The sequence below is a fragment of the Kitasatospora sp. NPDC052868 genome (assembly GCF_044547105.1).
Taxonomy (GTDB): domain Bacteria; phylum Actinomycetota; class Actinomycetes; order Streptomycetales; family Streptomycetaceae; genus Kitasatospora.
In genome coordinates, this window is the sequence record NZ_JBITZW010000008.1 from 318,349 (window position 1) to 329,565 (window position 11,217).

The window sequence follows — 11,217 nt, forward strand, 5'->3', positions numbered from 1 at the left end:
TCGGGTGATCCCTGAGCATCCCGAAAGAACGTGTCACCCCATGGTGGCAGCGGCCGCCGGCCGTGACAACGGCCGGCGGCTCCCCACTCCTCACGGCTTGCCGAAACTCCTCACGGCTTGCCGAACGTCGAGGCGGCGTAGGGCGGGCACTCCCGCACCGGGATGCCGCCGGCGACGGGCACGGGCACGCAGAAGCGGCCGGTGCGGCGGGGGATCCCTCCCCGCCGCACCGGCCGCAGCCTGTCCGTCGCCCTGCTCCCGCCCGGTCAGCCGCCCTGGCGGTGGACCTCCGCCGCGACGGCGAGGTCCTGCCAGGCCATCCCGACGCTCTTGAAGAAGCGCGGGCGGTCGGCCGGCACCGGGACTTCGCCGCGCACCAGCTCGGCCAGGTTCCACAGCGTGTCCGCGCCGGTGACGCCTGCCGCCAGCAGGTCGCCCGCCTCGCGCAGGGCGGCGGCGCGTGCCTCCACGTAGAGCGCGGCGCGGCGGACCAGCACGGTGTCCACCTCGCGCGCCTGCGGCTCGTGGGAGCCCACCGCCGCGACCACCGCGTGGTCGGGCACCAGGGCGCCGTCGAACAGCGGGGTGCGGGCCGTGGTGCAGCAGACCACCAGGTCGGCGTGGGCCACCGCGGACGCCGTGCCGACGACGGCCTCCAGCCCGCGCCGGCGGGCGTACGCGGCCAGCGCCTCGGCGGGCTCCGCGCGCCGGGCGACCACCGTCACCCGGGTCAGCGGGCGCACCCCGAGCAGCGCGTCCAGGTGCCCGTACGCCTGCGGTCCCGCGCCGAACAGGACGAGGTGCGCCGCATCCGGCGCGGCCAGCCGGCGCAGCGCGACGGCGGTGACGGCGGGCGTGCGCAGCGCGGTCAGCGCCGCGCCGTCGAGCAGCGCGAGGGGCTGCAGCGTCGGGCCGTCCAGCAGCAGGTAGCTGCCGGTGATCCGGGGCAGTCCGACGGCCGGGTTGGCGGGCACCACCCCGGCGATCTTGACGCCCGCGTACCGGTCCGAGGCGGCCGGCATCAGCAGCAGCTCGCCGGCGGGCACCGGCACGGCCGAGCGGGCCGGCCCGGCCTCCGGGTCCAGGCCGTCCAGCAGCACCTGCTCGATGGCGTCCGCCGCCTGCGCGGGGGTCAGGTCGACGGCGCCCGGCGCGACGCGCGGGAGCGGCTCAGCGGCCGCGCCGGACAGAAGGGGGGCGGCCGCGGGGTCCGCGGCCGCGCGGGGGTCGGTCACAGCAGGAACCCCGCCCCCAGCTCGTCCCGCGCGTCCAGCAGGAAGCGGTGCTCGCCGGTGCGGTACGCCGTGCCGGTGACCTCGGTGACCACGCCGCCGGCCAGCGGGTCGCCGCCCGAGGGCACCCGGCCGGTGAACTCCGTCCCGATCACCGATTCGTGCCGCAGCTCCTCGCCGGGTGCCAGCCGCCCCTCGGCGGTGAGCACCGCGAGGCGGGCCGAGGTGCCGGAGCCGCACGGGGAGCGGTCGATCTGGCCGTCGGCGAAGACGGTGACGTTGCGCTGGTGCGGGCCGGACGGCGTGTCGGGCAGCTCGTCGTACAGGATGACCCCGTACACGCCGGACAGCCGCGGATCCTCGGTGTTGCGCACGGCGGGCGAGCCCGCCAGGGCCGCACGGATCTCCCGCCCGGCCGCCGTCAGTTCGGGCAGCTGCGCGGTGGTCACCGACAGGCCCAGCGCCGCCGCCGGAACCGAGGCGTAGCAGGCGCCGGAGTGCGCGACGGCGACCTCCACGACCCCTCGGGAGGTCTCCACCGGAAGCTTCAGCGCACTGACCACGGTCGGCACGTTGCGGAAGGTCACCCCGGTGGTCCGCCCGCCCGCGCGGTGCACCGTGGCGGTGACCCGCCCGGAGGGGACGTCGATCCGCACCCGGGCGACACCGTCGTCCGGGGCCGCGACCAGACCGGAGTCCACCGCCCAGGCGCCGAGCGCGATGGTGCCGTGCCCGCAGGCGGTGGAGTAGCCGTCCTTGTGCCAGAACAGCACGCCGAGGTGGGCCTCGTCGTCGTCCGGCGGCACCAGGAAGCCGCCGTACATCCCGGCGTGGCCGCGCGGTTCGCGGGTCAGCAGCCGCCGGACGTCGTCCAGCGCGCTCGGCCGCGGGGCCGTCGCCTCGCCGCCCGCGCCGAGCGCGATGGCCCGCCGCTCGGCGACGCTGTCACCGGGGATCACCGGCGCGCCGGTCAGGACGATCCGGAACGGCTCGCCGGCCGCGTGGTAGTCGACCGTCTCGACGATCACGACGCGCCCCCGGCCGGAAGCAGCGTCACCGTCCGGCTGGCGGTGTAGAAGTCCAGTGCGGCGGCGCCCTGTTCGCGGTCGCCGTGGCTGGCGCCCTTGGCCCCGCCGAACGGCAGGTGGAAGTCGACGCCGCTGGACGGGGCGTTGACCCGGATCATGCCCGCGTCCAGCCGGTCGGCGGCGGCCAGCGCCGCGTCCAGGTCGCGGGTGTGCACCGAGGCCGACAGCGTGTACGGGGTGTCGTTGGCGAGCGCGATCGCCTCGTCCAGGTCGGCCGCCGCGTGCAGCACGGCGATCGGGCCGAAGAACTCCTCGCGTCGCAGCGGGTGGTCGTCCGGCACGTCGGCGACCAGGGTCGGGGCGAGGTACCAGCCGGTTCGCTCCGGTGCGCCGCCGCCGGTCAGCACCTCGGCCCCGGCGTCCCGGGCCGAGGCCACGGCCGCGACGATCTCGTCCCGGGTCGCGGAGTTGATGACCGGCCCGCACGACGTGTCGTCGACCTGCTCCAGGGCCTTCACCAGGGCGGCCCGCAGCGGCTCGTACGCCGCGCCGACGGCGATCACCCGGCTGGTGGCGGTGCACTTCTGCCCGGCGTACCCGGCGATCGCGGCGGCCAGGTGGGCGGCGGCCTGCGCCATGTCGGCGTCCGGAAGGACCAGTGCCGCGTTCAGTCCGCCGAGTTCGGCCTGGACCGGGATGCCGCGCTCGGTGGCGGTCCGGACGACCTGTCGGCCCACTCCGGTGGAGCCGGTGAAGGAGACGACGTCGGCGCTGCCGACCAGCTCGCCGCCCTCCGCGCCGCCGCCCGGCAGCACGGTGAAGACGTCCGCCGGCAGACCGGCCTCCGCGACCAGCTCGGCCAGCCGCAGCGCGCAGCCGATCGCCTCCGAGGACGGCTTGAGCACCACGGAGTTGCCGACGGCCAGCGCCGGGGCGGCCTTCCAGGTGGGGATCGCCAGCGGGAAGTTCCACGGCGTGACCAGCCCGGCCACCCCGTACGGGCGGCGGCGGGTGAGCAGCAGCCCCGGCCCGGCGGCGGTCTCGTGCACGGCGCCGGACGCCGCGAACGGCGCCTGCGCGTAGTAGCGCCAGATCGCGGCGGTGCGGGCGACCTCGCCGCGCGCCTCGGCGAGCGGCTTGCCGACCTCGCGGACGACCAGCGCCGCCAGCTCCTCGGCGTTCGCCTCGACCAGCTCGGCGATCCGGGTGAGCGCGGCGGAGCGGGCACCGGCACCGGCGGCGAGCCACCCGGCCTGCGCGGTCCGGGCCCGGCCGACGGTGGCCCGCACCGCTTCGACACCGGGTGCGTCGACCGCGGCCACGAGGTCCTCGGGATCGGCGGGGTTGTACGAAAGGATCGTCACAGCAGGCAGCCCTTCAGGGTGTTCAGGCGGTTCAGAGCAGGAACCCGGCCGGGAACGGGTCGCTCGGGTCGAGGAAGTACTGGGCGGTGCCGGTGACCCAGGCCCGTCCGGTGACGGTGGGCACCACTGCGGGGTGCCCGGCCACCTCGGTCTCCTCGACCAGGCGACCGGTGAAGGTCGTCCCGATGAAGGAGTCGTTGCGGAAGTCCCGGCCGATCGGCAGTTCGCCGCGCGCGTGCAGCTGGGCCATCCGCGCGGAGGTGCCGGTGCCGCAGGGCGAGCGGTCGAACCAGCCGGGGTGGATGGCCATCGCGTGCCGGGAGTGCTCGGCGGTGGAGCCGGGAGCGAGCAGCTGGACGTGGTGGCAGCTGTGGATGGACGGGTTGTCGGGGTGCACCGGCCGGTCCGGGCCCGAGTTGATCGCGTCCATCAAGGCCAGGCCCGCGTCCAGGATGTCCTGCTTGCGCTCGCGCTCGAACGGCAGCCCGAACTCGGCGAGCGGCAGGATGGCGTAGAAGTTGCCGCCGTAGGCGAGGTCGTAGCCGACCGTGCCGTATCCGGGCACCTCGATCTTCCGGTCCAGCGCGACGCTGTACGAGGCCACGTTGCGGATCGTGACGGCCTTGGCCGCGCCGTCCTCGACCTGCACCTCGGCGACGACCAGTCCGGCGGGGGTGTCCAGCCGGATGGTGGTGACCGGCTCCACCACGGGGACCATGCCGGTCTCCACCAGGACGGTGGCGACGCCGATGGTGCCGTGCCCGCACATCGGCAGGAGGCCGGACACCTCGATGTAGAGCACGCCGAAGTCCGCGTCCGGCCGGGTCGGCGGCTGCAGGATCGCGCCGCTCATCGCGGCGTGGCCGCGGGGCTCGTACATCAGCAGCGTGCGGAAGTGGTCCAGGTGCTGCTGGAAGTGCACCCGGCGCTCGGCCATCGTGGCGCCGGGGATGACCCCGAACCCTCCGGTGATGACCCGGGTGGGCATGCCCTCGGTGTGCGAGTCGACGGCGTGGAACACGTGGCGGCTGCGCATGTGGGTGTGACTCCCGTCGGGTGGGGGGGGTGGTGGGGCCGGGCCGGCTGCCCCCGCAGCCGGCCGATCCCGGGCTTGTCGAGCTGCGCGCGTACTACGCGAGGCCCTCGGCGAGCGCCTTCTCGGTGGCCGCGCGGACGGCCGTCTCGATCTCCGGGGACAGCGGCAGGCGCGGCGGCCGGGTCGGGCCGCCGGGGCGGCCGGCGATGTCCTGGGAGAGCTTGATCGCCTGGACGAACTCGGTCTTGGAGTCCCAGCGCAGCAGCGGGTGCAGCGCCTTGTAGAGCGGCAGCGCGACGTCCAGGTCGCGGGCGACCGCGGCGCGGTAGAGCGCGACGGTGGCCTCCGGCAGGGCGTTCGGGTAGCCGGCGATCCAGCCGACGGCGCCGGCCACGGCCAGCTCCAGCAGCACGTCGTCGGCGCCGATCAGCAGGTCCAGCCCGGGGGCCAGCTCGGCGATCTCGTACGCCCGGCGGACGTCGCCGCTGAACTCCTTGACCGCCACGATCGAGCCCTCGGCGTGCAGCTTCGCGAGCAGCGACGGGACCAGGTCGACCTTGGTGTCGTACGGGTTGTTGTACGCCACGATCGGCACGCCGGCCTTGGCGACCTCGGCGTAGTGGGCGCGGACGATGGCCTCGTCGGCGCGGTAGGCGTTCGGCGGCAGCAGCAGGACGGAGCCGGCGCCGGCCTCGGCCGCGTGCTCGGCCCAGCGGCGGGACTCGGCGCTGCCGTAGGCGGCCACGCCGGGCATGACGCGGGCGCCGTCGCCGGCCGCCTCGACGGCGACCGCGACGATCCGGCGGCGCTCCTCGTCGGTGAGGGTCTGGTACTCCCCCAGCGAGCCGTTGGGGACGACGCCGTCGCAGCCGGAGTCGATCAGCCAGCGGACGTGGTCGGCGTAGGCGTCGTAGTCGACGGAGAGGTCCGAGCGCAGCGGGATCGTGGTGGCGACCATGACGCCGCGCCAAGGACGAGTGGTGTCGTACGGGGTGTTGGACACGAGGGACTCCTTGGTGAGGTGTGACATTTTATTAGAGGGCGCGGGCGAGGGCAAGTGCCTACGCCCGCGGGTTCGAAAGCCGTTTCCCGACCGGGTGCGATCCGGCCGGGAAACGGGGTCCAGGTCAGTCCGGTGCGCCTGCGGCGAGCTGCGAGAGCGGCACCGGACAGGCCAGCGGGCGCCGGTCGGCGGTCGGTTCCCCGCCGCCGGCCAGCGCGGCCACGGCCGGACCGCACATCCGGCCCTGGCACCAGCCCATCCCGGCCCGGGTGAGCAGCTTGACCGTCCGGGCGTCGCCGGCGCCCAGCTCCTCCACGGCCTCCGTGATCCGGGCCGCGGGGACCTCCTCGCAGCGGCAGACGTCGGTGTCCGGGCGCAGCCACCCCGTCCAGCCGGGGCCGGGGCGGTGGGCGGCGGCCATCAGGTCGGCGAAGGCCCGAAGCCGGGAGCGGCGGCGCAGCAGGGCGGCGTGCGGGAGCCGGTCGGCCACGGCGTGCGCGGCCAGCTCCCCCTCGGCGATCGCCAGGTCGGCGCCGCCGACGCCGCAGGTCTCGCCCGCCGCCCAGAGGCCGGGGACGGTGGTGCGCATCCGGGCGTCGACCTTCAGCGCGACCGCGCCGTCGGCGACGGCCCGGGTGTCGGCGCCCAGCTCGACGGCCAGCTCGATCTGCGGCAGCAGTCCGTGGCCGACGGCGACGGCGTCGCAGGCGATCCGCCGCTCGGTGCCGGGCACCGGCCGCCAGTCGGCGTCCAACCGGGCCACCGTGACGGCGGTGACGCGGTCGGTGCCGTGCGCCTCCACGACGGCGCTGCGGCGACGCAGCCGGACGCCGTGGCGCAGCAGGGCGGTGCCGTGGCCGGCGCCCTCGACGAGCTTGGCCGGGACGGCGGCCAGCACGCCGGGGCGCCGGGCGTAGCCGAGGTAGTCGGTGGCCTCGACCACCGCGGGCACCTCGGCCCCGGCGGTGACCAGGGAGGATGCTGCCGCCAGCAGCAGCGGTCCACTGCCGGCCACCACGATCCGTCGGCCCGGCAGGACCAGGCCCGCCTTGAGCATCGCCTGCGCTCCGCCGGCGGTGACCACGCCGGGCAGCGTCCAGCCGGGGAACGGCAGCTGCCGCTCGTAGGCCCCGGTGGCCAGCAGGACGGCGCGGGCCCGGACGGTCGCCCGCTCCTCGGCCTGCGCGCCGAGCGTGACGTGCACCGCCCAGGCGTCGGCCGCCTCGCCGGTTCGCTCCAGCGCCCAGACCTGGTGTCCGCCCAGGAAGTCGACCAGGCCGATCTCCTGGTGTGCGGCGAGCCGGTCGGCCAGCCCGGTGTAGACGGACCAGCCGTGGTGCAGCCGGTCCGGCCGGGCGGCGCCGAGACCGGGCGCGGGGTGGCGGTAGTACTGGCCGCCGGTGCGCGGGCCCGCGTCGAGCAGGGCGCAGCGCAGCCCGAGGTCGGCGGCGGTGACGGCGGCGGCGAGGCCGGCCGGGCCGGCTCCGATCACCGCGAGGTCGTACCCGGGGCGGCGGGCGTCAGACGGCGAGGTCGGCACGGCCGTTGCCCTCCTGGGTGGTGACGGTGGTGCCGGGCTCGGCGGGGATCAGACAGGTCCGCTGGTTGGGGCGGCCGTCGACGACCGCCAGGCAGTCGAAGCAGGCGCCGATTCCGCAGAACGCCCCGCGCGGCCTGCCGCCGACCCGGGTGGTGCGCCAGGCCAGCACGCCGTCCGCCCACAGGGCGGCGGCGATCGACTGCCCGGGCAGTGCGGTCACCGGTCGCCCGTCGAACTCGATGGTGTGGGCGGTGCCGGGTACCGCCCTGACCAGGGCGGCGGGGGTTCGGCGCATCGGCGGCGTCTCCGTTCCGATCGGGAGGCTGAGCGGGTGCTGAGCGAGGTGCTGAGCGAGGTGCTGAGCTAGGTGCAGGGCAACGGTGCTGCGCAACGGTGCCGAGCAGGACAGGGGGCGGGGCATGGGGCAGGTCATGAGCCGGGGGCCGGTCCCGGATCGCCCGTCGGTGCACTTTGCAAAGTGGCTATCCACTTTGCAAAGTCATCAGACTCTTTGCAAAGTGCACCGACGGTCAAGCGGCGACCGGAAACCGGTCCGCCCTGAAGGGCGTGAGGTCCAGCGAGGGCGCCTTCCCCACCAGCTGCTCGCTGATCAGCAGCCCGGTGGCCGGGGCCAGCCCGATGCCCGCGCCCTCGTGCCCGCAGGCGTGGTAGAGCCCGGGCACCCGCGGGTCGGCCCCGATCGCGGGCAGGTGGTCGGGCAGGTACGGCCGGAAGCCCCGGTAGGCGCGCAGCACGTTCACATCCGCCAGGACGGGGAACAGCGCGGCGGCCTGCGCCGCGAGCCGGTTCAGCACCTCCACCGAGAGCGTCCGGTCGAAGCCGACCCGCTCCCGGCTGGCGCCGATCAGCACCGGCCCGCCCGGCGTGCCCTCGACGACCGCCGAGGTCTGCAGCGCCGCCGACCCGCTGGCGACGTCCGCGACGTAGTCGGCGGCGTAGACCTTGCGCCGGACGATCCGCGGCAGCGGCTCGGTCACCAGGACGAATCCGCGCCGCGGCAGCACCGGCAGGTGCACCCCGGCCAGGGCGGCCAGCTCGCCGCCCCAGGTGCCGGCCGCGTTGACCACGGCGGGCGCGTCCAGCCTGCGCCGGTCGGTGTCGACGCCGAGCACGGCGCCGTCCGGCCCGGTCCGCACCGCCCCGACCGTCTCGCCGGTGTACAGCAGCGCACCGTCGCGGCGGGCGGCCCGCAGCAGGTGGGCGGCGGCCAGGGCGGGCTGGACCTGGGCGTCCTGCGGGTAGAGGAAGCCGCCGGCCAGGCCGGATGCGAGGTGCGGTTCGAGCTCCTGCAGCCGTTCGCCGGGGATCTCCTCGGCGACGACGCCGACCGCGGCCTGCTCGGCGGCGAAGGCGCGCAGGGCGTCCTGCCGGGCCGGGGTCGCCGCGACCACCAGGCCGCCCTTCGGCTCGTACTCGACGTGTTCGCCGAGGGTTTCGGCGAGCCCGGTCCAGAGCCCGGTACTGAACAGCGCGAGGTCCAGCTCGGGGCCGGGCTCCTTGTCGGAGACCAGGAGGTTGCCCTCACCGGCCCCGGTGGTGCCGCCGGCGACCGGGCCGCGGTCGACGACGGCGACGGAGAGTCCGGCGCGGGCGGCGTAGTAGGCGCAGGCGGCACCGACCACGCCGGCACCGACCACGACGACATCCAGGGAGGTCTTGGACTTGGGCACGTCAGTAATATGTCACATGCCATCCCGCCTGCCAAGACCGCCCCGCCGAACGGCCAAACCGACGCAAAGAAGCCCCGGCCAGCCGACACTCGGCGGACCGGGGCTCCTTGACGAGACGATCACCGGCCGATCAGGTGATGTCGTCCATCTGCTCGTGGCGGGCGGCCGGCACCGGTGCGCTCGCCACCGGCGCCGTGGAGGCCTCCACCGCCTCCGCCCCGGAGACCGGCTGGACGCTGAGGTCCAGCTGCGAGGCCTCCTCGTCGTCCAGCGCGAGGTCCGGGTTGCGCCTGGCCTTGCGCTTGTCGTTCACGATGGCGATCCCGACCGCGACGAAGTACAGCGCCCAGATCGGTGCGGCGAGCACCAGCATGCTGACCGGATCGGCGCTCGGCGTCGCGAAGGCGGCGAACACGGTGATGGCCATCACGATGCCGCGCCACCAGCCGAGCAGCCGCCTGCCGGTGACCATGCCGACGATGTTCAGCATCACCAGGAGCAGCGGGAACTCGAAGGCGAGGCCGAAGACCAGCACCATCCGGGTGGCGATGTCGAGGTAGTCCTCGGGTGGCAGGATCGGCGTGGTGTTGTTCGGCGTGAACGAGATCAGCACGTCGACCGTGGTCGGCAGCACCAGGATGGCGCAGCTCACGCCGGCCAGGAACAGCGGCGCCCCGCAGGCCATGAAGATGACCGTGTACTTCTTCTCGTGCTTGTGCAGGCCGGGCGCGATGAAGGCCCACACCTGGTAGAGCCAGATCGGCACGGCCGCGACCACACCGGCCGTCAGCGACACCTTGAGCATCCAGGTGAAACCGGCGGTCAGACCGATGTTGGAGACCTGGGCGCACTTGCCGTGGAACTGGGAGGAGGTCTCCGGCGTGCAGTGCGGCAGGGGCTTCAGCAGGAAGTCCTCGATCTGCTTGTGGTAGATCGCCGCAACGATCGTGACGATCACGATCGCCAGGACCGACTTGACCACGCGGTTCCGCAGTTCCCGCAGGTGGTCGGCGAGCGCCATCCGCCCGTCAGGATCCTTGGGCGCCTTCGACGCCTTGGAGAGCTTGCTCAACCCCGGTCCTCAACTCGTGCGTCGAGGCCCGCCGGTCGGCGGGCCTCCATGGTCACGTGCGGCACGTCCCGTACGTGGATCGCCCGCCGCACCTGCGGCGGGCGTGCCGCTCACCGCGGTTGTCCGCCGTCCGGGGCGGAGTGCGCGGACTGTCCGGAGGCAGGCTCGGCCACCGGCCGGGCCGTCGCGGACGCGCCGGGGGCGGCCTGGATGGTCCTGGCCGTCCCGGACTCGGCGCCCACCGCGGACGCGGGCGGCTGGGCCGGCGCGTCGGCGTCCTGCGCGCCGTCGGAGCGCATCGCCTTGGTCTCGCTCTTCAGGATCCGCAGCGACTGGCCGAGCGAGCGCGCCAGATCGGGCAGCCGCTTGGCGCCGAAAAGCAGAATGGCAAGGACCACGACCACCAGGATCGCGGTCGGCGAGATCCGCATGCTCGACCACCTTCAGTCATGGCGGCACCGACAGGCCGCCCGCTGCGGGGATGGTAACCGCTGCGGGTGACACCTGGACGACGGCCGCCCGAACGGGACAGCGGCCCCCGTCGCACCTCAGGAGCCTGCTGAGAGGGTAACCCGACGCCCCCCGCGCGCATCAGCCCCCGTACCGCTCACGGCCGGGCCGTGGTACGGCTCACCCGGCGCCTCAGCGCCCGGGCACCGCCGCGGCGAGGTCGCCGGCCGCCTCGGCCAGCGCCCGGGAGGCGGCGTCCACTCCCTTGGCCAGGGCCCGCACGTCCAGCCAGAGCCGGACCGCGAGGACCCCGAGGACCAGCAGCCCGGCGGTGGCGAGCAGTACGGCGGCGACGAGCATCCAGGACATGCGCACCACCCTATCCGCCGGGCCCGGTGGCCCTGCTCAGCCCTCGGCCGGGACGAGTCCCCCGCCCGGGAACAGTCCCCCGGCCTGGACGACGTTCCCGCCCTGGACAGCGCCCTGGCCCGCGCCCCTGGCCTGCCCGCCGCCCGACTGCGGTCCGCCGAACTGCGGTCCGCCCGCGGCCGGGCCGACCGCGCCCGGGCCGACCGCGCCCGCCGTAGCGGCGCCCTCCACCGGGACGAGCCGCATGGTGCGCACCCCGGCGCCGGTCAGCGCCGCGACGATCTTCTCGCCGGCGGCCTTGCGCACCGCCGCCCCGCAGAGCGGGCAGCCGAAGCTGTAGTGGGCCTGGTCCGGAGTCCGACCGAAGGTCAGGCGGAACTCCTCCGCCGGCAGCTCCACCTTCTCGCGGCACTCCGAGCAGTACACCTTGAA

The 11,217-nt window shown here is 75.2% G+C and carries 12 protein-coding genes; all 12 read right to left on the reverse strand.

Annotated elements, in window-relative coordinates; translation table 11 throughout:
- Positions 1-266: 266 nt before the first annotated feature.
- Entirely contained in the window at positions 267-1,235 is a 969-nt protein-coding gene (locus ACIGZJ_RS16695) for an ornithine cyclodeaminase family protein (RefSeq protein ID WP_396457877.1), read from the reverse strand.
- Complete coding sequence (locus ACIGZJ_RS16700) at positions 1,232-2,260, reverse strand: proline racemase family protein (protein WP_396457878.1); 1,029 nt, start codon at positions 2,258-2,260, stop codon at positions 1,232-1,234. The genes ACIGZJ_RS16695 and ACIGZJ_RS16700 overlap by 4 nt, the downstream gene beginning before the upstream one ends.
- Positions 2,257-3,633: an aldehyde dehydrogenase family protein gene (locus ACIGZJ_RS16705; protein ID WP_396457929.1), complete on the reverse strand. Its 1,377-nt coding sequence runs from the start codon at positions 3,631-3,633 to the stop codon at positions 2,257-2,259. Before ACIGZJ_RS16705 ends, ACIGZJ_RS16700 begins: the two co-directional genes overlap by 4 nt.
- A 22-nt stretch (positions 3,634-3,655) precedes the next feature.
- Positions 3,656-4,660, reverse strand: a complete 1,005-nt coding sequence (locus ACIGZJ_RS16710; protein WP_396457879.1) for a proline racemase family protein — start codon at positions 4,658-4,660, stop codon at positions 3,656-3,658.
- A 94-nt stretch (positions 4,661-4,754) separates the two neighbouring features.
- The gene (locus tag ACIGZJ_RS16715) at positions 4,755-5,690 is read right to left on the reverse strand and encodes a dihydrodipicolinate synthase family protein (protein WP_396457880.1); all 936 of its coding nucleotides are present in this window, start codon (positions 5,688-5,690) and stop codon (positions 4,755-4,757) included.
- A 97-nt stretch (positions 5,691-5,787) separates the two neighbouring features.
- Positions 5,788-7,203: an NAD(P)/FAD-dependent oxidoreductase gene (locus tag ACIGZJ_RS16720; RefSeq protein ID WP_396457881.1), complete on the reverse strand. Its 1,416-nt coding sequence runs from the start codon at positions 7,201-7,203 to the stop codon at positions 5,788-5,790.
- Positions 7,184-7,498 carry a (2Fe-2S)-binding protein gene (locus tag ACIGZJ_RS16725; RefSeq protein ID WP_392933659.1) on the reverse strand — a complete coding sequence of 105 codons (315 nt, stop codon included), beginning with the start codon at positions 7,496-7,498 and terminating at the stop codon, positions 7,184-7,186. The genes ACIGZJ_RS16720 and ACIGZJ_RS16725 overlap by 20 nt, the downstream gene beginning before the upstream one ends.
- A 235-nt stretch (positions 7,499-7,733) precedes the next feature.
- Positions 7,734-8,894: an NAD(P)/FAD-dependent oxidoreductase gene (locus ACIGZJ_RS16730; RefSeq protein WP_396457882.1), complete on the reverse strand. Its 1,161-nt coding sequence runs from the start codon at positions 8,892-8,894 to the stop codon at positions 7,734-7,736.
- A 130-nt stretch (positions 8,895-9,024) separates the two neighbouring features.
- Positions 9,025-9,915, reverse strand: coding sequence for a twin-arginine translocase subunit TatC (tatC, locus tag ACIGZJ_RS16735; RefSeq protein ID WP_392934646.1), 891 nt, complete (start codon positions 9,913-9,915; stop codon positions 9,025-9,027).
- Positions 9,916-10,076: 161 nt separating this feature from the next.
- Positions 10,077-10,397, reverse strand: a complete 321-nt coding sequence (tatA, locus tag ACIGZJ_RS16740) for a Sec-independent protein translocase subunit TatA (RefSeq protein ID WP_396457883.1) — start codon at positions 10,395-10,397, stop codon at positions 10,077-10,079.
- Between the two features lie 211 nt (positions 10,398-10,608).
- On the reverse strand, positions 10,609-10,785 hold the full coding sequence (locus ACIGZJ_RS16745; RefSeq protein WP_387949486.1) for a hypothetical protein: 177 nt from the start codon (positions 10,783-10,785) through the stop codon (positions 10,609-10,611).
- Between the two features lie 36 nt (positions 10,786-10,821).
- Complete coding sequence (locus tag ACIGZJ_RS16750) at positions 10,822-11,211, reverse strand: hypothetical protein (RefSeq protein WP_396457884.1); 390 nt, start codon at positions 11,209-11,211, stop codon at positions 10,822-10,824.
- Positions 11,212-11,217 lie beyond the last annotated feature (6 nt).

Bases quoted from the DNA above. Each gene is read 5' to 3' on its own strand.
- ACIGZJ_RS16745 (WP_387949486.1), bottom strand. From the start codon at position 10,785: ATGTCCTGGATGCTCGTCGCCGCCGTACTGCTCGCCACCGCCGGGCTG.
- ACIGZJ_RS16710 (WP_396457879.1), bottom strand. From the start codon at position 4,660: ATGCGCAGCCGCCACGTGTTCCACGCCGTCGACTCGCACACCGAGGGC.
- ACIGZJ_RS16715 (WP_396457880.1), bottom strand. From the start codon at position 5,690: ATGTCACACCTCACCAAGGAGTCCCTCGTGTCCAACACCCCGTACGAC.
- tatC (WP_392934646.1), bottom strand. From the start codon at position 9,915: ATGGCGCTCGCCGACCACCTGCGGGAACTGCGGAACCGCGTGGTCAAG.
- ACIGZJ_RS16725 (WP_392933659.1), bottom strand. From the start codon at position 7,498: ATGCGCCGAACCCCCGCCGCCCTGGTCAGGGCGGTACCCGGCACCGCC.
- tatA (WP_396457883.1), bottom strand. From the start codon at position 10,397: ATGCGGATCTCGCCGACCGCGATCCTGGTGGTCGTGGTCCTTGCCATT.